Source organism: Alloalcanivorax venustensis (assembly GCF_047495515.1).
Classification (GTDB): domain Bacteria; phylum Pseudomonadota; class Gammaproteobacteria; order Pseudomonadales; family Alcanivoracaceae; genus Alloalcanivorax; species Alloalcanivorax venustensis.
Map to the genome: position 1 here is coordinate 3,066,861 of NZ_CP179934.1, position 19,231 is coordinate 3,086,091.

The window sequence follows — 19,231 nt, forward strand, 5'->3', positions numbered from 1 at the left end:
AGACCCGTTCAATCAGCGTCTCCGGGATCCTGCCGGGTGGCTAAAGCCACCCTTTCGCGGGCCGGGCCCGCTCCCACAAGCCCACCGATCTGGTCCATCAGCGCGACCAGTTTGTCGGCGTAGGCCGGGTCGGTGGCGTAGCCGCCGTTCTGCAGAGCCTGTGCCGCCTGCTTCGCATCGGCGGCCTGCAGCACCGGCGCGTAACGCGGGTTATCACTGATCAGGCGGCCATGGTCCTCGAACGCTTCAGCGTAGGAGTCATAGACGCGGAAGCGGTCCACCACCCGGGTGCGCTGGCCGTTGATGTATTCGTGGGTGACCACCTCGGTGGTGGGGCCTTTCCAATCGGCGCCGGCCTTTATGCCGAACAGGTTATGGCTGTTGCCGCCGTTATTGGTGGGAATTTCCCGGCGTCCCCAGCCGGTTTCCAGGGCCGCCTGGGCAAGGATCAGCGGCGCCGGCATGCCGGTACGCCGGGACGCTTCCCGGGCCGGCTCCGACAGCTGGTGCACGAAGTCCGTGGGGGTGGCCGGGTTGGCGGCGCTCAGCAGCGGCGGCCGGGGCCGTTCGGTGCGCGCCACGGCGGTGGCAGCGCCGGCATCGTCCATCGCGGCGGTATCGCCTTTGGAAGCGCCTGCCGCAGGGTCGCCTGCCGCAGGGTCGCCTGCCGCAGGATCCACGCCGGGCAGGCGGCGCGGCTCGCCGCGCGGAATGGCGTCCAGCGGCGACGCGCCGCTGGCGGCCCGGGCGGCGTCCGCGGAAGTGCCCTTACCGGAAAGCTGCGCCACCAGCTGGTCCGCCAGGCCCAGACCGCGACCGGCCATGTGCTGGGACATCTGCTGATCGAACAGCGATTGATAAAAACGCATCTGCGAGCTGTCGGTGAGCTCCGAACGCGGCGAGGCGTCGCGCATGCTCTTGATTATGCGGTGCAGGAACAGCGCCTCGAACTGCTCGGCGGCGCTGCGCAGCTGTTTTTGCGGGTCGCGGGCGGCGCTGTGCTTGAGCCGGTCGAGGCCCTGCACGTCCAGCGCGAACTGACCCTGTATGGAACCGTCCAGACCGGCCATCAGATAATCTCCAGTTCCGCGCGCAGGGCCCCGGAGGCTTTCAGCGCTTCCAGTATCGACATCAGCTCCTGGGGCGTGGCGCCCAGCGCGTTGAGGGCGTCCACCACTTCCATCAGGTCGGCGCCTTCGACGAACTGCAGCGAACCCTGTTGCTGCTGAATGCTGATATCGCTGTCGGGCACCACGGCGGTCTCACCGTCGCCGAACGGGGCCGGCTGGCTGACGCCGAATTCGGTGTCGATCACCACCGACAGGTTGCCGTGGGCCACTGCCGCCGGTTTCAGGGTGACGCGGCCGTTCAGCACCACCGAACCGGTGCGCGCGTTGATGATCACCTTGGCGGGGGCGTCCGTTGGCGTCACGTAGACACGCTCCACCCGCGCCATGAAACTGACCCGGTCGTTTTCGTTCTCGGGGCCGCGCAACTGAATGGTGCGGGCGTTGCGGGCCGCCGCCACGGTGCTGCCGAATTCCTGGTTGATGGCGCGCACGGCGCGCTCGGCGGTGCCGAAGTCGGCGGTCTTCAATTGCAGTTCCAGCAGCCCGCCGTTGGCGCCCAGCTGCAGCGGCACTTCCCGCTCCACCACCGCACCGCCGGCGATACGGCCGCTGGCCTGCTGGTTGATCTGCACGCTGCTGCCGCCGGCTTCGGCGCCGGCGCCGCCGATCAGCAGGTTGCCCTGGGCCAGCGCGTAGGTGGCACCGTCGGCGCCTTTCAGCGGCGTCATCAGCAGGGTGCCGCCGCGCAGGCTGCGGGCGTTACCGATCGACGACACCACCACGTCGATGCGCTGGCCGGGGGCCGAGAACGGCGGCAGGTCAGCGGTCACCATCACGCCGGCCACGTTGCGCAACTGCATGTTGGTGCCGGGCGGAATCGCAATGCCCAGCTGCGAGAACATATTGGTCAGGCTTTGCGTGGTGAACGGGGTCTGCATGGTCTGGTCGCCGGAGCCGTCCAGGCCCACCACCAGGCCGTAGCCCACCAGCACGTTATCGCGCACCCCGGAAAAGTCCGCCAGCTCGCGCAGGGGTTCCGCCCGCGCCGGCGAGCTGAACGCGCTCAGCAGCAGCCCCAGCGATAATGTCAGCGCGACCAGACGCAACCGTGCCATGACCGTCACTCCCATGTTCAAAACGGCGAAATGTTCAGGAAGAAGCGCTGCAGCCAGCCCATGTGCTGCGCCTCGTTGATGTACCCGTCGCCCACGTACTCGATGCGCGCGTCCGCCACCTGGGTGGACGGCACCGTGTTGGTGTCGGAAATCTCCAGTGGATCCACCACCCCGGAGAAGCGGATGAATTCGGTGCCCTGGTTGATCAGAATCTGCTTCTCGCCGCGCACGCGCAGATTGCCGTTGGTGAGCACTTCCAGCACCGTCACCGTGATGGTGCCGGTGAAGGTGTTCTCCGCCTGGGAGCCGCCGCCGCCTTCGAAGTCGTTCTCGCCGGTGAGGTCGAAGCCGTAGTCGCTCAGATCCTCCAGGCCGGTGGGTACGGTGGTGGGCGTAAAGGAAGCGGAGCCGCTGCGGTCGGCGTTGCTCTGCGAGCTTTTGCTGGCGCTCACCTGCTCGTTGACCATCACCGTCAGCACGTCGCCCACCGCGCGCGGCCGGCGGTCCTCGAACAGCGGGTTCTGGCCGCGCCCGGCCTGGTAGATGGAACCGTTGGACAGCGCCGGCGGCGGTTGGGGAATTTCCACGCTTTCCTGCTCGCCGACCACCGAGGGCTGCGGCAGTTGCGCGCAGCCGCCCAGCGCCAGCAGCAACACCACGATACCGATGCGGCAATGTTTAACGATGGCGTCCACCAGGGTCTCCCGCATCAGGATCAGAGCTGCGCCAGACGGGACAGCATTTCGTCGGAGGTTTTCACCGCCTTGCTGTTGATTTCGTAGGCGCGCTGGGTCTGGATCATGTTGACCATTTCCTCCACCACATTGACGTTGGAGGTTTCCACATAGGACTGGTACAGGCCGCCCGCGCCGTTCATGCCGGGCATGCTTTCGGTGCGCATGCCGGAGGCGGTGGTTTCCAGGTAGAGGTTCTCGCCGATGCTTTCCAGGCCGGCGGGATTGACGAAGGTGGACACGGTCAGCTGGCCCACTTCCACGCTCTGGCTGGAACCCGGCTCGGTAACGGTGACCAGGCCGTCCTTGCCGATGCTTACCGACAGGGCGTTTTCGGGAATCATCACCGCCGGCTCCAGCGGGTAGCCGCTGGACGTGACCATCTGGCCGTTCTGGTCGAGCTGGAAGCTGCCGTCACGGGTAAAGGCCACGTTGCCGTCGGGCATGCGCACCTGGAAGAAGCCCTTGCCGTTGATCGCCAGATCGCGGGAGTTGCCGGTGTTCTCCAGGCCGCCCTGGCTGTGCAGCCGCTCAGTGGCCACCGGGCGCACGCCGCTGCCCACCTGCATGCCGGACGGCAGGGTGTTCTGCACGTCGTTGGCGCCGCCGGGCTGGCGCAGGTTCTGGTACAGCAGGTCTTCGAACACCGCGCGGGATTTCTTGAAGCCGTTGGTGCTGACGTTGGCCAGGTTGTTGGATATCACATCCATTTTGACCTGCTGGGATTCCAGACCGGTCTTGGCCGTCCACAAGGATTTAATCATTGGGTTCCCCTCCGCCTGGCTGCCAGGCTTACTGGATCGACAGCAGACTGTCCGCGCGCTGCGCGTTCTGGTCCGCGGTGTCGATCACCTTCATCTGCATTTCGTAGCGGCGACCGTTGTCGATCATCGCCACCATGGATTCCACCGGGCTGACGTTGCTGCCTTCCAGGGCGCCGGACACCAGCCGGGCGTTCTCGTCCATGGGCAGGGCGCCATCAGGGCCACGGAACAGACCGTCTTCACCGCGCTGCAGATCGCCTTCGCCACCGTTGACCAGCTTGACGCGGCCGATCTGCACCAGCGCATCCGGATCCTCACCGGCGCCGATGGCACTGAGGGTGCCGTCGGCGCCCATGGACAGCTTGGCGCCCAGCGGCACGATGATCGGCCCGCCTTCGCCGATCACCGGACGGCCGGCGCTGTTGAGCACGCCGTCGCCGTCCACCTGCAGGTCGCCGCGGCGGGTGTAGGCTTCGTCACCGTTGGTGGCCTGCACCGCCAGCCAGGCGTCGCCCTGCATGGCCACGTCCAGATCACGGCCGGTGGCGTTCATGGGTCCGGCGCTGAAATCGGCGCCCGGCGTGGACGCCATCACCGAGGTGCGCGTGGCCAGGGCACCGTCGCCCTGCACCGGCACCGCGCGCAGTGCCTGCATCTGCCCACGGAAGCCGGTGGTGGAGGCGTTCGCCAGGTTGTTACTGACCACCGATTGCTGGTCCATGCTCTGGCGCGCGCCGCTCATGGCGGTGTAAAGAATGCGATCCATCCGGGCTCTCCTGTAACGCGATTAGCGCAGGTTCACGGCGCTCTGCAGCACCTCGTCCTGGACCTTGATGGTCTGGGTGTTGGCCTGGTAGTTGCGCTGGGCGACGATCAGGTCCACCAGTTCGCTGGTCAGGTCCACGTTGGAGGTTTCCACGGTGCCCGCTTCCAGGCTGCCGAACTGGCCGGCACCGGCCAGGCCCAGCAGCGGCTGGCCGGAAGCGCCGGTCTCGGTCCAGGCGTTGTCGCCTTCCGGCTGCAGCCCTTCCGGGTTACGGAAGTTGGCCAGCGCGATGGTGCCCAGCACCTGGGACTGTTCGTTGGAATAGTTGCCGACGATATTGCCCACTTCATCGAAGGCGATGCCCACCAGGGAGCCGGAGGCGTAGCCGTTCTGGGTGAGAGAATCGAGGGCGAAATCCTCACCGAACTGGGTGGTGCCGTCGAAATCAATGCCGAAGTTCATCGGGTCGGCGCCGCCCCCGGGGGTAAACGCATAGTCGGGGAAGGTGCTGGCGCCTTCGTCGAGGGTGCCGTTGCCGTTAAACGCCAGCTGGCCCACGTTGGTGGCGTCCGCGTTGCCGTCCAGGGACACGCGCACTTCCCACTGGTTTTCACCGGTCTTGGTGAAGTAGGTGGTCATGGTGTGCTGCACGCCCAGGGAGTCGTAGGCGGTGCCGGTGTTGGCGTAGGAATAGGTGTCGCCGTCGGCGGCGTCGAACGGCGTGGCGCCACGGTCGATCTCATCCACGGTGGCGTCCAGGTTGAACGACGCCTCTACCTGATCGGTGGCGGTGGCCGCCATGGCACCGGCCGGCACCTGCAGGGTCTCCGGCTGACCGCCGGTGCCGACGCCGGCGGGGAAGCCGGTGAGCCGGGCGCCCTGGGCGTTTTCCAGGTAGCCGTCGGCGGTCAGGGTGAGCTGGCCGTTGCGGGAATAGACGGTCTGGTCGCCCTGGGTGAAACGGAAGAAACCGTTGCCGTTGATACCCAGGTCCAGGTTACGGCCGGTGGATTCCAGGGTACCGTTGGAGAAATCCTGCAGCACCGTGGACACGCGCACGCCCTGGCCCACCTGGGCACCGGCGTAGACGTCGGCGAACTGCGCGCCGGACCCTTTGAACCCCACGGTCTGGGAGTTGGCGATGTTGTTGCCGACCACGTCGAGATTGGTCGCGGCGGAGTTAAGACCACTGAGTGCCTGTGAAAAACCCATCTTCGTGCTCCTAGAAGTTATTCTTTACGAAATCTTGTTTAAAGAATCTGGCGGATATCGCCGAGACTGACCTGTTCGGAAACGCCGCCCAGATCCAGCAACGGCGCGCCGTTGTCATCCAGGCTCACGCCGCTGACCATGGCGTAGTTCAGATTGACCACCTCCAGAGGCTCACCGTCGGCGCTGGCTTCAACGGATACCGTGTAGGAGCCCTTGGGTGCCTCCTCGCCACTGTCCATTTCGCCGTTCCAGGTGAACGACTCACTGCCGGCGTCCATGGCGAACGGCTCGAAGCGGCGCACCACCTCGCCGCTGTCATTGCGCACCGTGATCTGCACTTCGTCGGCGGCCTGCTCCAGCTCCACGCCGAACGGCGTGGTGGAACCGTCTTCACCCACCAGCACCCGGTTGCCGGGCACCAGCACGCCGCTGCCGATCAGGCCGGCGGCCTGCATCGCCTGGCCGGCGTCGAGCTGGCCGGTGATGCCTTCCAGGGTGCTGTTGAGTTCGGAGATACCGCTGACGGTGTTGATCTGCGCCAGCTGCGAGGTCATCTCCGCGTTTTCCATGGGGTTCATCGGGTCCTGGTTCTTAAGCTGCGTGACCAGCAGGGTCATGAAACTGTCCTGCAGGTCGGCGCCGTCGGACTTGCTGGCCGCGGCGGCGGCCTGGGCGGCGGCGCTGCCGTTCACCGAATTGAGCACGTTGGAGCCAATCGTCGACATCAGTTTTCTCCCAGCGTCAGGGTCTTCATCATCAGTTGCTTGCTGGTGTTCAGCACTTCCACGTTGGCCTGGTAGGAGCGCGACGCGGAGATCATGTTGACCATTTCATTGACCGGCTCCACGTTGGGCATGGACACGTAGCCCTGGTCGTCGGCCAGCGGGTGGTCGGGGCGGAACTCCCGGCGCAGGGGCGAGGGATCCTCGATCACTTCGCGCACCCCCACGCCGCCCACGCCGGTGCCGTTCTGGCCGCGCGCCTCGAACATCACCTGCTTGGCGCGGTAGGCCTCGCCGTCGGGGCCGGCGACGCTGTCGGCGTTGGCCATATTGCTGGCGGTGACGTTCATGCGTTGCGACTGCGCCGTCATCGCCGAACCGGAAATCTCAAAAATCGAAAACATCGACATGGTTCAATTCCTATTCAGGCTGCATGGCGGACTTGAGGCCCTGGATGCGGCCGTTGAGCATGGTCAGCGCCGCCTGGTAACGCACCGAGTTGTCGGCGAAGCGGGTGCGCTCCACGTCCATGTTCACGGTGTTGCCGTCCAGGCTGGGTTGGTCCGGCACCCGGTAAAGCAGGTCGCCGACCGGCGCCGAGCCGCTGCCGCCGGCGATGTGCCCGGCGGCGGTGGTGGACAACGACAGCCCACCCTCGGCCGGCCGGCCGCTGTCCATGGCGCGGGACAATTCACTGGCGAAATCAAAATCCCGCGCCTTGAAGTTGGGCGTATCCGCGTTGGCGATGTTGTTGGCCAGAACCTGCTGGCGCTGGTGGCGCAGGTTCAGTGCTTCCTGGTCGAATTGCAGGGCGGCGGCCAGTCGGTCAATCATGCCGAAGCTCCAATGGCTTGTAGGTCAGAGTGGAGATTAATACCGGCGCGGTCAGGTCAAAGGCACAAACAGGCCACCATTTTGATTCCAATTCGTTTATTCACCCGGCGGCCGGTTACCTAGAATAAGGACCTGACTGGAAAAACCCGTTACCCCGAGGCGTCCTATGCCAGGCCCCCTGTTCCATCACATTGCACGGTTCGTCGTATCGCTGGCGCTGCTCGCCATGGCGCCGACGGTGGCCGCTGACGGCCAGCCGGCGGCGGGCGCGGCCGAGGCCCCCGCGGTCAGCGCGGTGCGCGCTTTCTTGCTGGAACGGGCCGGCGGGCTCGGCGACAGCGTCGCCGTGGAGGTCCGGGCACCGAGCGCCCACCTGCCGCCCTGCGTGGCCCCGGAAGTGTTCATGCCGGGCCGCGGCCAGAAGCCCTGGGGCCGGGTCTCCGTGGGGGTGCGCTGCGGCGAGCAACAGCGCCGCGTGCGCTATATGCAGGCCCGGGTGACCGTCACCGGGCGGTACTGGGTCAGTGCCGGCGAACTGCCGGCGGGCACGCCGATCCGCGCCGGCATGCTCCGCGCCGAACAGGGCGACCTGAGCCGCCTGCCCGCCAACGCGGTACTGGCGCGGGACCGTATCGTCGGCCAGGAGGCCGCCCGGCCACTGCCCGCCGGCACCGTGATACAGAGCCACCAACTGCGCAAGCCGGCCCTGGTGGAGCGCCGCCAGGCGGTCACCCTGGTGGCCGGCGGCGAGGGTTTCCGCATCAGCCGCGAGGGGCACGCCCTGGACGACGGCGCCCTGGGCGGCCGGGTGCGGGTGCGCCTTTCCAACCGGGAAGTGGTGACCGCGCAGGTCACTGGTCCGGGCCGCGCCCGGGTGATGTTTTAAGTATTAAAGGTTTTCCCGGCGCTGCCGATAACCGGGATGAACGCGTGACGGAGGGCTTCCCTTGAAAATTGACAACATTTCCCCCCTGACCCAGCCGGGCACGGTGAATCAGGGCAAAGGCGGCGACAAGGTTTCCACCGAGGCGCCCAAGCAAGGCGGCAACGCGACGGCCGGCGAGGTGGCCCATCTGCGCCAGCCCGCCGCCGACAGCGGCCAGGACATCGACACCGCGCGGGTCGACGAGATTCGCCAGGCGATCTCCGAGGGGCGCCTGGAAATCCGCGCCGACAAGATCGCCGACGGCCTGATCGCCAGCGTCCGCGACCTGCTGGACGCGGACTCGCAATGAGCCTGGCGGAGCACCTGGAGCGCCATCGGGCGCGCCTGGACACCCTGATCGACCTGCTTGACGACGAGCGGCGGTTGCTGGGCGACGGCACCGTCGACGGTGACGGCCTGGCCCGGGTGGCGCAGGCCAAGCAGGAACAGTTCCAGGCGCTGGAGCACTTCGAGACCCAGCGCCGCCAGGTGCAGCGGCGGCTCGGCTACGACGACGACCGCGCCGGCGACGCCCGGGCCGCGGCCGACGCCGGCTGCACCGCCCTGTGGGCGTCGATCCGTGAACGCGCCGATCAGGCCGCGCGCCTGAACCGCACCAACGGCGTGCTGATCGGCATCCGTCTGGAGCACAACCAGCGGATGCTCAACTTCATCGAGGAAGCCGCCGGCAAGGGCCTGTACGGACCCGACGGCCAGGCCCGTGCCGCCGGCGGCCATGTCAGCAGCCGCGTCTGAAACGCCAGCAAAGGGGGAGCCCCAAGAGTGACCAGAGCACGGGACGCCATCGAGGCGGAAGACAAGCTCGACGTGATACTGGCCTGCCGGCCGGTGTACACCCGCAACCAGGACGTGGCCGCGTTCCAGTTGCTGTTGCACGGCGAAAAGCCCGCCGAGGGCGCGTCGCTGTCCGACATCGAAGCCACCAACACCGTGATCCTGGGCACCTACACCCACGTCTTCCAGGGCGGCAAGACCCGCTCGGTCCCCAGCTTTCTGAAAGTCACCGACGAAGTGCTGATGGCGCCGGAGCTGCCCAACCTGCCGAAGAAGCAGTACATTCTGGAAATTCCCAACAACCTGATGCTCACCTCGGAGCTGGTGGACCGCCTCAAGGCGCTGGCGCGGCGCGGCTACCGGCTGGCCATGGACGGCTATGACCCGGGCGACGACGAACTGGACGTGCTGCTGGATATCGTCCACATCGTCAAGATCGACGTCCGCGACAGCGACGCCGACAGCCTGCGGCGCACCTCGGAAAAACTGCGCGGCCACGGCGTTGAACTGCTCGCCGACCAGATCGCCGACCGCACCCGGTTCCAGCAATGCATGGAGCTGGGCTTCGACTATTACCAGGGCGATTTCCTGAGCACGCCGTCGCCGGTGAAAGGCAAGAAGATCGCCGGCAACAAGCTGCTGCTGCTGCAACTGCTCACCGAGCTGCACAGCCCGGACGCCTCGCCGGCGCGGCTGGAAGAGATCGCCATCAAGGACGCCGGCCTCACCTACCGCCTGCTGAAAACCGTCAACTCCGCCGCCATGGGCCTGCGCCGGGAAGTGAATTCCCTGTCCGACGCCATCGCCCTGCTCGGCCTGGAGGAAATCAAACGCTGGGCCAACCTGTTCCTGATCGACGGCGAGATGCACAAACCGGAGGCCCTGACCCGGGGCATGCTGATACGCGGGCGCATGTGTGAAGTGCTGGCGGAACTCAGCGACCAGGAAGGCGGCCAGCAAAGCACCTCGGTGAACCATTTTATCGTCGGCCTGCTGTCCCAGCTGGACGCCCTGATGGACATCGCCATGCCGGAACTGATGGAACAGGTGCCGCTCAGCCAGGACGTGAAAAGCGCCCTGCTGGAACGCCGCGGCCCGCTGGGCGCGGTGCTCACCGAAGTGGAAGCCTATGAGGCCGGGCGTTTCGACGCGCTCTCGCTGCTCAGCGAGCGCGCCTACTACGAAGTGGCCTACCGCCACAGCACCGCCTGGGCCCGCCAGGTGCAGCAGGCCATGGGGTATCAGGACTAAGCGTTGCGGTCATGGTAGAGTTCGTCGCACGGAATGCGATCAACACACCGACAATCACAACAAGGATGATCCCATGCGCGCCTTTTACCTGGCCCCCGCCCTGTTGCTTATCGCCCTGCTGGCGGCCTGCAGCGACACCCCCAACGACGGCGTGATCCGCGACGCCCTGAATCAGGAACTCAAGCAGGCCCATCTTGATGAGCTGTTCCAGGTCACCGAGGTGGAAACCGCCGGCCGTTACCCGGAAGACGACGACCACGTCGCCCTGGACGTGCGCTACACCATGGAAGCGCAGCACGACCTGTCCGAGTACAGCAAGGCGGTAAAACGCGACGAGGAACGGGACGCCATGGATCGCTTCGCCATGGTCATGGCCCTGGCGGCGGTCCGGGTGGAATTCGGCAACTTCGAGGAAGGCGACAACTTCGAACAGGAGCGCCGCCTGATGCTGGAACGCACCGAGGAAGGCTGGCGCGTGGCCCAACCAGAAGCCCCAACCGGCCCCGATTCATAGCACTTTGTGCTATTTATGCCCAAGCAACTCCAGCATCATCAGCACCGCGTCCTCACGGCCGGCGCCGGCCCGATAGTAGCCCTTGCGGCGGCCGTTCTCCACGAAGCCCAGGCGCCGGTAGAGGCTCTGGGCGCCGTCGTTGCCGGCGCGCACCTCCAGGTACATCACCGACATGGAGGCGGTGCGCGCCTCGTCGAGCTCGTCCTCCAGCATCCATAGGGCCAGGCCGCGGCGCTGGCGCGCCGGGGCCACCGCCACGTTCAGCAGATGGCGTTCGTCGAGCACGCTGGAAAGAATCATGAAGCCCACCGGCTCGCCGTCCACGGCGGCCACCCGGCAACGGTAGGCCCCCTGCAGACAGTCGCGGAAATTACCCTCGCTCCAGGGGGTGGGCTGGCTGGCGTTTTCGATCGCCAGCACCGCCGGCAGATCCGCGCTGGTCATGGCCCGCATGCGGGCGCCGTCCGGCCCCACCGTCATCCACGCGACCCGGCGAAGCCGTGCGCTACCATCGCCTGCCAACTGCGTTTCTTGGCCAGCGCCGGCCGGTCGAGCATTTCCTGCAGGCTGTCCACCGCCAGCGCCGGCATCTCGCCCAGCTTCACCGCCTGGAAGCGCTCGCCGCCCAGCACCGCCGTGGCCAGACTGGGGTCCACGCAGAACAACGCCCGACGGCCACCGTGCTGGCGGCTCAACCCGGCAAAGAAAGCGGTCAGCGCCTGGGCGGCCTCGCCGGCGCTCATGGGCTGCTTGGTGAGCGGGCAATAGAAGCGGCGCGGGCGCTCCGGGGCGGCGCCGAACACGGTCAGCAGGGAGGCGGCCAGGGCGCCGGTGTAGCGGCCCAGCTCCGGCGCCTGGGGGTCTTCCTGCTGGAACACCACCCAGGTATCGCCGGCCAGATGCGCCTCCAGGGTGAAGGTCAGACCCGCCGCGTTGTCCGGGGCGGGCGCCCGGGCCGGCGTCTCGGCGACGCTGTCACGGGGCGCCGGCGCCCGGCTTGCCGGTGCCTCGGCGCTGGTGTCCGCCGCCGCGGCACCGGCCGCCGCGGTCTCCCTGGCGGGCTGCTCGGCGTCGCCCACGCCCGGCGCGGTTCGCACCGGCGTGACTTCCACCGGCGCCGCCGCCAGGCTTTCCCCGGCGTCGGTCTCGGCGGCCCAGTCCAGCGGCTCGGACGGCGCCGCGCCGGGCAGCGTCGTGCGCGCCACCCAGGGCGTCAAACCCAGGGCGCGGAGATAACTCTGACGCTGCGCTTCATTCATGGTGGTGTCCTGTGCGGCCGGCCGTACAGCTTAGCAAATGTCCGAGCGCCGTCCGAGGGTTGTGCGCCGGCGGCCAGCGACCAGCAGCATGGCCACGGCCAGCAGCGCGCCGCTGAGCGCGCCGTACAAATGGGCGTTTACGTACACGCGCCCGTTAATCCAGGCGCGCAGATAGTCCACGTCGTAGCCGGGCAGCTGCTCCCACACCAGGCGACCGGCCACCACCGCCAGCACCAGGCTGTGCAGCACCGGATTGCCGCGCCAGCCGATCAGCAGACAGAGCACCAGAAGCCCCTGCAGCAGCCCCGACAGCCCCACGTACCAGCCCAGATCCCGGTCCAGCACGAAGAAAACCGCGCCCACCAGGGGCGCGCTCACCGCGAACCACAGCCAGAACCGCCGCCGGTCCAGCAGGTCGCGGAAGAAGAACAGAATCAGCACCAGGCCGCCCAGATTCAGCAGCGCATGCCAGAGGTTCAGGTGCACCAGATGCGCGGTAACCAGACGCCAGACCTCGCCGCCGGCCACCGCGGCGCGGTCGTAGCGCAGCCAGGGGTTCACCCACTGGTGGGCCAGGCCCAATGCCAGAACGACGGCGATGAACGCCAAGGCGTGAGGAAGGAGTTTGGGATCGCGAGTTTGCATCGTGGCAGGATAAGTGAACTCAGAGGCCAGGTCTTGCCTTGTGGGAGCGGGCCTGCCCGCGAAAGGGTGGCTTTTAGCCACCCGGCGGGATACCAGAGACGCTGTTTGTGCTGCTGTTAGGAAGGTCTCTGGGATCCTGCCGGGAGCTTCGCTCCCTTTCGCGGGCGAGGCCCGCTCGCACAAGAGCGCCCTTTAACGGGCTGGGCCCGCTCGCACATAAAAAAGCCCCGGCGGGAGAACCCGCCGGGGCTTTTGGGAGGTCGTGGGACCGGCTGATTTACATCATGCCGCCCATGCCACCCATACCGCCCATGCCGCCCATATCCGGGGCGCCACCGCCGGCGTTTTCTTCCGGCTTGTCGGCGATCATGGCTTCGGTGGTGATCATCAGACCGGCCACGGACGCGGCGGCCTGCAGGGCGGACCGGGTCACTTTGGCCGGGTCCAGGATGCCCATCTCGATCATGTCACCGTACTCACCGGTGGCGGCGTTGTAACCGAAGTTGCCGCTGCCGTTGCGTACTTCCTGAACCACAACGGACGGCTCACCGCCGGCGTTGTAGACGATCTGACGCAGCGGAGATTCCAGTGCGCGGATGATCAGAGCGATACCGGCGTTCTGCTCTTCGTTGTCGCCTTTGAGCGCGCCGATGTTGGCCAGGGCACGCACCAGGGCGACACCGCCGCCGGGCACCACGCCTTCTTCAACGGCCGCACGGGTGGCGTGCAGGGCGTCGTCGACGCGGGCTTTCTTCTCTTTCATCTCCATTTCGGTGGCGGCGCCGATCTTGATCACGGCCACGCCGCCGGCCAGCTTGGCCACGCGTTCCTGGAGCTTCTCCTTGTCGTAGTCGGAGGAGGAGTTCTCGATTTCCTTGCGGATCTGCTCCACACGGGCGTCGATGTCCGCCTGCTCGCCCTTGCCACCGACCACGGTGGTGTTTTCCTTGTCGATGTTGACCTTCTTGGCGGAACCCAGGTCTTCCAGGGCCACGTTTTCCAGGCTCAGGCCGACTTCCTCGGAAATCACGGTGCCGCCGCTGAGGATCGCCAGATCCTGCAGCATGGCTTTACGGCGGTCGCCGAAGCCGGGCGCTTTCACGGCGGCGCACTTGATGATGCCGCGCATGTTGTTGACCACCAGGGTGGCCAGCGCTTCGCCTTCGATGTCCTCGGCGATGATCATCAGCGGCTTGCCTGCCTTGGCCACGTTCTCGAGAACCGGCAGCAGCTCGCGGATGTTGGAGATCTTCTTGTCAACCAGCAGGATGTAGGGGTCTTCCAGCTCCACCTGCATCTTTTCCTGGTTGTTGATGAAGTACGGGCTCAGGTAACCGCGGTCGAACTGCATGCCTTCCACGACTTCCAGCTCGTTGACCAGGGACTGGCCTTCTTCCACGGTGATCACGCCTTCCTGGCCGACCTTCTCCATGGCCTGGGCGATGATCTCACCCACGGACTTGTCGGAGTTGGCGGAGATGGTGCCCACCTGCTCGATGCTCTTGGTGGTGTCACACGGGGTGGACAGCTTCTTGATCTCTTCGACGATGGCGTCGGTGGCCTTGTCGATGCCGCGCTTGAGGTCCATCGGGTTCATGCCGGCGGCCACGGCTTTCAGGCCTTCGTTGACGATGGACTGGGCCAGTACGGTGGCGGTCGTGGTGCCGTCACCGGCTTCGTCGTTGGCCTTGGAAGCGACTTCCTTGACCATCTGCGCGCCCATGTTCTCGAACTTGTCTTCCAGCTCGATTTCCTTGGCGACGGTCACGCCGTCCTTGGTGATCAGCGGCGCGCCGAAGGATTTCTCCAGCACCACGTTGCGGCCTTTCGGGCCCAGGGTCACTTTGACCGCGTCGGCCAGGGTGTTAACACCCTTGACCATTTTTTGACGACCCTTGTCGCGGAACAATACTTCTTTAGCCATTATTCAATACCTCTGCAGTATTCTCGGCACCGGAACCCGGAGCCTGTATTCCCTGTTAATTCTCAACCTTCGATGACGGCAAGAATCTCGGCTTCGCTCATGATCAGAAGCTCTTCACCGTCCACTTTCACGGTGTTGCCGGAGTACTGACCGAAAATCACTTTGTCGCCCGCCTTCACGTCCAGGGCGCGAACGTCACCGTTCTCCTGGATCTTGCCGTTGCCGACGGCGATCACTTCGCCACGGGACGGCTTCTCGGCGGCGGAACCGGGCAGCACGATGCCACCGGCGGTTTTGGTCTCTTCCTCCTCGCGGCGCACCAGCACGCGATCATGCAAAGGACGAATTTTCATGGTCTCCATTCTCCAAGTTGGCTCTAAGGTCACCGGGGCCTGGCCCCGCAAACCGGAATTAGCACTCTCACGAGTCGAGTGCTAATCATAGTTACCGCTTCACGGCAGTCAATAGGTGGGTGACGAAATCTGTTTCGTCACCGTGCCCCGCGAGATGGGGGCGACGGGGCCCGTTTCAAGCTGTGTGTTTTGGTCATTGGCCCGCCGGGCGGCGCTGGGCATACTCCGGCCTTTAATCCGATCTGACGAGGAGCGACCCATGGATTTGAACAATAAGGTAGTGGTAGTCACCGGCGCCGGCCGGGGCCTGGGGCGGGGCATCGCCGAAGCCCTGGCGAGCCGCGGCGCGCGAATCGCCTGCGTGGACCTCAACGAGGACGACCTGCGCGACACCGTGGCCCGCTGTGAGCGCGCCGGCGGCGAAGCCAAGAGCTACCTGGCCAATGTCGCCCGGGAAGACGAGGTCACCGCCCTGTTCGACGGCGTGGTGGCGGACTTCGGCGCCCTGCACGGCCTGGTCAACAACGCCGGCATCACCCGTGACGGCCTGCTGGTGAAGTTCAAGGACGGCGAGCTGCAATCGTCCATGAGCCTGCAGCAGTGGCAGGCGGTGATCGATGTGAACCTGACCGGGGTGTTCCTGTGCGGCCGCGAGGCGGCCCGCTGCATGCTGGAGAGCGGCGTCGAGGAAGGCGTGATCGTCAACATCTCCTCGATCGCCCGCCAGGGCAGCTTCGGGCAGACCAACTACGCCGCCGCCAAGGCCGGCGTGGTGGCCATGGCCGAGGTCTGGGCGCGGGAGCTGGCGCGCTTCAACATCCGCACCGGCGTGGTGGCGCCCGGCACCATCAACACCGATATGATCGCCGCCATGAAGCCCGAGGCCCGCGACCGGCTGGTGAGCTCGGTGCCGCTGAAGCGGCTCGGCGAGCCGGAGCACATCGCCCGCTCGGTGCAGTTCATCTTCGAGAACGACTACTTCACCGGCCGCGTGATCGAAACCGACGGCGGCCTCCGCTAGACGTGCCGGGGCCAAAGGACTGTGGGAGCGAGCCTGCTCGCGAAAGGCCGGCAAAGCCGGCCGGCGGGATACCAGAGACGCCGATGGTGTTCCGCTTTTTAGGTCTCTGGCATCCTGCCGGGCGCTTCGCGCCCTTTCGCGGGCGGGGCCCGCTCCCACAATCCATCGGCTTGTAGCTTGCGACTTGAAGCCTGAAGCTAGTCTCATGAACCAAGAATTCACGGATGCGGTGTATCAGATCGTCGGCGCCATCCCGGCCGGCCGCGTGGCCAGCTATGGGCAGGTCGCACGGCAGGCCGGCTACCCCCGCCACGCGCGCTTCGTCGGCCGTTTGATGAGCCGGCTGCCGAAAGGCTCCACCCTGCCCTGGCACCGGGTGATTCGTGGCGACGGCGTGCTGCCGCTGGCCGGCACGCCCAGCGGCGAAACTCAGATCCAGCGGCTCAGCGATGAGGGCGTCACCATACTTGGCGCCCGCGTTCCCAAGTCCTGCTTCTGGCGGCCCTGACCAGAGGTCAGGGCTTGTGCGAGCTTGCCTGCAAGCGAAAGGCCGGCAAAGCCGGCCGGCAGGATCCCAGAAACGCTGATAGTGCTGCCGTTAGAAAGGTCTCTGGCATCCTGCCGGGGCTTCGCCCCTTTCGCGGGCGGGGCCCGCTCCCACAAGGCCTGCTCCCATAGAGGAGGCGGCTACCGCGCGGCGGTCTCGTCACGCCGCCGCAACCACCAGATCGTCAGCAGGATGGCCGGCACGCCGAGCAGCGCGGCGTAGTTGAAGAACACCGTATAGCCGGACGCTTCCACCACCTCGCCGGAGAAGCCGCCGATGAACTTGCCCGGCAGGGTCATCAGCGAGCTGAACAGGGCGTACTGCGTGGCGCTGAAGTTGCGGTTGGTGAGACTCGACATAAAGGCGATCAGCGCCACGTTGGCGAAGCCGCCGAACAGGTTGTCGGCGCTGATCACCGCCGCCAGCCAGGCCAGTGACACCCAGCGCACCTGCTCCGGATCCACCGGCACCTCGGTGACCGGCGAATAGGTGGCCATCACCGCGAACAGCAGGTTGGTCAGCGCCACCCCCACGGCCCCCACCAGCAGGGAGCCGCCCAGGCCGTGGCGCAGCACCGCCAGCCCGCCCACGGCGGAGCCCAGCATGGTCATGAAGAAGCCGAAGAACTTGGCCACCGTGGCGATCTCGTTCTTGGTGTAGCCGATGTCCAGGTAGAAGGGGTTGGCCATCACGCCCATGGTGATGTCGCTGATCCTGTAAATCGCCACCAGCGCCAGCAGGCCCAGGGCGATCCGCCCGTAGCGGCCGAAGAAGTCCCGGAACGGGGCGATCAGCGCGGTTTCCAGCCACTGTTTCGGGTCGCGCCCAAAGCTTTCCCGGGGCGGCGTGTTCGGCTCCCGGATAATCAGGGTGGTGACGATGCCCACGCCCATCAGCCAGGCCATGGCGTGGTAGGCGCCGTTCCAGGAGTCGTAGCTGGCGATGTAGAAAGCCCCGGCGCCGGCCACCAGCATGGCGGTGCGGTAGCCGAAGATGTAGGTGGCGGCCATGGCGCCCTGGAAGGACTCGTCGGCGGAATCGATGCGGTAGGCGTCGATGCAGATGTCCTGGGTGGCGGAGCAGAACGCCACTAGCAGCGCCAGCTGGGCGAAGCGCTCCAGGTGGCCCACAGGCTCCACCAGCGCCATCGCCGCCAGCGACAGCGCGATGCCCACCTGGGCCAGCAGCAGCCAGCCGCGCCGCTGGCCGAACAGGCGGTTCAGCAGCGGCAGCTTGAGCCGGTCCACCACCGGCGCCCAGAACACCTTGATGGAAAACATGATGCCCACCCAACTGAAATAGCCGATGGCGGCCCGGTCCACGTCCGCGTCCGCCAGCCAGGCGGACAGGGTGGAAAACACCAGCAGGTAGGGCAGCCCCGCGGAAAACCCCAGGAACAGCATCACCACCACGCGGGGGTGGCTGTAGAGCTGCCAGGCGGTGCGGAACGTATCGCTCAGGGGAGGCATGGCTTTCCCGTACTTATTCGGATCGGTCGGCGAAAGCGAACATAGTCCCGGTTTGCGCGGCACAGCACAACACGGGCCCGGGAACATTTAACAACCGCCGCCACCCCGGACGCCACGCCGCGATTGTGGCCGGCCGCCGGCGCGCCTAGCATAGCGCCATGACCACGCCAGCCTCCCCCGACCACGCCGAACCCTGGTACCTGCTGGGCGCCGGCAACATGGGCCTGCTCGCCGCCCACTACCTGCAGCGCGCCGGCTTCACCGTCATCGCCCTGCGCCGCGACGATACGCCGATTCTGGAACGCACTCTGATTCTCCCGGACGGGGACAGGGTGCGACTGCAACTCTTGTGCGAGCCACTTGTGGCCCACGAAACGGAGCTTTTGTGCGAGCGGGCCCCGCCCGCGAAAGGGGCGAAGCCCCGACAGGATCCCAGAGCCCGCTCTAACGACCGCACCAACAACGCCTCTGGTATCCCGCCGGCCGGCTCTGCCGGCCTTTCGCGGGCAAGGCCCGCTCCTACAAGGTCCGCTGCCACAACCGAGAGCACCACAATCCGGCGGCTGGTGGTGGCCTGCAAGGCGCCGTTTTCGGCGGCGGCGCTGGGCGGGCTGCCGCTGGCGGCGGACGCCACCGTGCTGCGGCTGCAGAACGGCCTGGGCAGCCTGGATGGATTGCTGCCCGCCGGCGCGCGCAAGGTTGAAGTGGTCAGCGCCTCGGCGGTGAAGCGCGACGGCGACGCCCACCGTGTGGTCGCCGAGAATGACACCTGGATGGGAGAAAGCGCCGCGCCCGGCGGTCCGGCGGCCGGCGCCGCTGAGCCTCCGGCCTGGTTCGGCCCCCTGGCCCGGCACTGGCCGAAGCTGCACTGGCCCGACGATTTCCGCCACCGCCAGTGGCGCAAGCTGGTCGGCAACGCGGTGATCAACCCGCTCACCGGCCTGCACGACGTGGCCAACGGGCACATCTTCGAGGACCCGGCGCTGGCCGCCGAGGCCGAACAACTGGCCTGCGAAGCGGACCGGGTGCTCACCGCCCTGGACCCCACCTGGCCCGGCGATTCCCTGCCCGGCGTCCGCGCGCTGGCCGAAGCCACCGCCGGCAACACCTCCTCCATGCGCGCCGACATGCAGGCCGGCGCCGTCACCGAAATCGACGCCATCAACGGCTGGCTGCTGCGCCAGGCCAGTGAACTCGGCATTCATCTGTCCGCCCACCGCCGCATTGTTGCGGCGGTTAAATCCCGCCATCCCTGAAGAGAGGCACTTGTGGGAGCGGGCCCAGCCCGCGAAAGGGGCGAAGCCCCGGCAG

23 protein-coding genes are annotated in these 19,231 nt (G+C 66.7%); 8 read left to right on the plus strand and 15 right to left on the minus strand.

Annotated features, from left to right (window positions below):
- Positions 1-8 precede the first annotated feature (8 nt).
- The 9 genes from flgJ to flgB are packed head-to-tail and all read right to left on the minus strand — an operon-like array spanning position 9 to position 7,217.
- Positions 9-1,070, minus strand: a complete 1,062-nt coding sequence (gene flgJ / locus ACMG4O_RS14365; RefSeq protein ID WP_414434028.1) for a flagellar assembly peptidoglycan hydrolase FlgJ — start codon at positions 1,068-1,070, stop codon at positions 9-11.
- Positions 1,070-2,185: a flagellar basal body P-ring protein FlgI gene (locus ACMG4O_RS14370; protein WP_185956876.1), complete on the minus strand. Its 1,116-nt coding sequence runs from the start codon at positions 2,183-2,185 to the stop codon at positions 1,070-1,072. Before ACMG4O_RS14370 ends, flgJ begins: the two co-directional genes overlap by 1 nt.
- A 17-nt stretch (positions 2,186-2,202) precedes the next feature.
- The gene (locus tag ACMG4O_RS14375; RefSeq protein WP_370202938.1) at positions 2,203-2,880 is read right to left on the minus strand and encodes a flagellar basal body L-ring protein FlgH; all 678 of its coding nucleotides are present in this window, start codon (positions 2,878-2,880) and stop codon (positions 2,203-2,205) included.
- A gap of 20 nt (positions 2,881-2,900) precedes the next feature.
- Positions 2,901-3,683 (minus strand): flagellar basal-body rod protein FlgG, encoded by a 783-nt coding sequence (flgG, locus tag ACMG4O_RS14380; RefSeq protein ID WP_142948095.1) that lies wholly within the window; start codon positions 3,681-3,683, stop codon positions 2,901-2,903.
- A gap of 28 nt (positions 3,684-3,711) precedes the next feature.
- Positions 3,712-4,449 (minus strand): flagellar basal body rod protein FlgF, encoded by a 738-nt coding sequence (locus tag ACMG4O_RS14385; protein ID WP_414434029.1) that lies wholly within the window; start codon positions 4,447-4,449, stop codon positions 3,712-3,714.
- Between the two features lie 21 nt (positions 4,450-4,470).
- Positions 4,471-5,661, minus strand: coding sequence for a flagellar hook protein FlgE (flgE, locus tag ACMG4O_RS14390; RefSeq protein WP_142948093.1), 1,191 nt, complete (start codon positions 5,659-5,661; stop codon positions 4,471-4,473).
- A gap of 38 nt (positions 5,662-5,699) precedes the next feature.
- Positions 5,700-6,386, minus strand: a complete 687-nt coding sequence (flgD, locus tag ACMG4O_RS14395) for a flagellar hook assembly protein FlgD (RefSeq protein ID WP_142948092.1) — start codon at positions 6,384-6,386, stop codon at positions 5,700-5,702.
- Positions 6,386-6,793, minus strand: a complete 408-nt coding sequence (gene flgC / locus ACMG4O_RS14400) for a flagellar basal body rod protein FlgC (RefSeq protein ID WP_194856547.1) — start codon at positions 6,791-6,793, stop codon at positions 6,386-6,388. Before flgC ends, flgD begins: the two co-directional genes overlap by 1 nt.
- A 10-nt stretch (positions 6,794-6,803) precedes the next feature.
- Positions 6,804-7,217, minus strand: a complete 414-nt coding sequence (gene flgB, locus ACMG4O_RS14405; RefSeq protein WP_142948090.1) for a flagellar basal body rod protein FlgB — start codon at positions 7,215-7,217, stop codon at positions 6,804-6,806.
- A gap of 166 nt (positions 7,218-7,383) precedes the next feature.
- Here flgB and flgA point away from each other — a divergent pair, with 166 nt between their 5' ends.
- The 5 genes from flgA (at position 7,384) to ACMG4O_RS14430 (ending at position 10,702) form a co-directional block, all read left to right on the plus strand.
- Complete coding sequence (flgA, locus tag ACMG4O_RS14410; protein ID WP_414434030.1) at positions 7,384-8,103, plus strand: flagellar basal body P-ring formation chaperone FlgA; 720 nt, start codon at positions 7,384-7,386, stop codon at positions 8,101-8,103.
- A 61-nt stretch (positions 8,104-8,164) separates the two neighbouring features.
- A complete protein-coding gene (gene flgM / locus ACMG4O_RS14415; protein ID WP_228548129.1) occupies positions 8,165-8,452 on the plus strand; it encodes a flagellar biosynthesis anti-sigma factor FlgM in 288 nt (95 codons plus the stop codon).
- Positions 8,449-8,898, plus strand: coding sequence for a flagella synthesis protein FlgN (locus ACMG4O_RS14420; protein WP_414434031.1), 450 nt, complete (start codon positions 8,449-8,451; stop codon positions 8,896-8,898). The genes flgM and ACMG4O_RS14420 overlap by 4 nt, the downstream gene beginning before the upstream one ends.
- A 27-nt stretch (positions 8,899-8,925) precedes the next feature.
- The gene (locus tag ACMG4O_RS14425) at positions 8,926-10,188 is read left to right on the plus strand and encodes an EAL and HDOD domain-containing protein (protein ID WP_323745386.1); all 1,263 of its coding nucleotides are present in this window, start codon (positions 8,926-8,928) and stop codon (positions 10,186-10,188) included.
- A gap of 73 nt (positions 10,189-10,261) precedes the next feature.
- Positions 10,262-10,702 (plus strand): hypothetical protein, encoded by a 441-nt coding sequence (locus ACMG4O_RS14430; protein WP_414434032.1) that lies wholly within the window; start codon positions 10,262-10,264, stop codon positions 10,700-10,702.
- A 9-nt stretch (positions 10,703-10,711) separates the two neighbouring features.
- Here the strand turns inward: ACMG4O_RS14430 and rimI are convergent, their stop codons facing one another.
- From rimI to groES, 5 genes are all read right to left on the minus strand, one after another.
- Positions 10,712-11,182, minus strand: a complete 471-nt coding sequence (rimI, locus tag ACMG4O_RS14435) for a ribosomal protein S18-alanine N-acetyltransferase (protein ID WP_335629096.1) — start codon at positions 11,180-11,182, stop codon at positions 10,712-10,714.
- On the minus strand, positions 11,179-11,961 hold the full coding sequence (locus ACMG4O_RS14440) for a hypothetical protein (protein WP_414434033.1): 783 nt from the start codon (positions 11,959-11,961) through the stop codon (positions 11,179-11,181). The genes rimI and ACMG4O_RS14440 overlap by 4 nt, the downstream gene beginning before the upstream one ends.
- A 30-nt stretch (positions 11,962-11,991) precedes the next feature.
- Positions 11,992-12,606, minus strand: coding sequence for a rhombosortase (gene rrtA / locus ACMG4O_RS14445; RefSeq protein WP_142948084.1), 615 nt, complete (start codon positions 12,604-12,606; stop codon positions 11,992-11,994).
- A gap of 277 nt (positions 12,607-12,883) precedes the next feature.
- Positions 12,884-14,530, minus strand: coding sequence for a chaperonin GroEL (groL, locus tag ACMG4O_RS14450; RefSeq protein WP_142948083.1), 1,647 nt, complete (start codon positions 14,528-14,530; stop codon positions 12,884-12,886).
- 62 nt (positions 14,531-14,592) lie between these two features.
- Positions 14,593-14,883 carry a co-chaperone GroES gene (groES, locus tag ACMG4O_RS14455; RefSeq protein WP_067607474.1) on the minus strand — a complete coding sequence of 97 codons (291 nt, stop codon included), beginning with the start codon at positions 14,881-14,883 and terminating at the stop codon, positions 14,593-14,595.
- Positions 14,884-15,142: 259 nt separating this feature from the next.
- Here groES and ACMG4O_RS14460 point away from each other — a divergent pair, with 259 nt between their 5' ends.
- Complete coding sequence (locus ACMG4O_RS14460) at positions 15,143-15,904, plus strand: SDR family oxidoreductase (protein WP_142948082.1); 762 nt, start codon at positions 15,143-15,145, stop codon at positions 15,902-15,904.
- A 205-nt stretch (positions 15,905-16,109) separates the two neighbouring features.
- Positions 16,110-16,412 carry an MGMT family protein gene (locus tag ACMG4O_RS14465; protein WP_370201662.1) on the plus strand — a complete coding sequence of 101 codons (303 nt, stop codon included), beginning with the start codon at positions 16,110-16,112 and terminating at the stop codon, positions 16,410-16,412.
- A gap of 179 nt (positions 16,413-16,591) precedes the next feature.
- Here ACMG4O_RS14465 and ACMG4O_RS14470 read toward each other — a convergent pair whose 3' ends face one another.
- Positions 16,592-17,920: an AmpG family muropeptide MFS transporter gene (locus ACMG4O_RS14470; RefSeq protein WP_370201663.1), complete on the minus strand. Its 1,329-nt coding sequence runs from the start codon at positions 17,918-17,920 to the stop codon at positions 16,592-16,594.
- 158 nt (positions 17,921-18,078) lie between these two features.
- On the opposite strand from ACMG4O_RS14470, the gene ACMG4O_RS14475 reads away from it, so the two are divergent.
- Entirely contained in the window at positions 18,079-19,176 is a 1,098-nt protein-coding gene (locus ACMG4O_RS14475; RefSeq protein WP_414434034.1) for a ketopantoate reductase family protein, read from the plus strand.
- Positions 19,177-19,231: the final 55 nt, after the last annotated feature.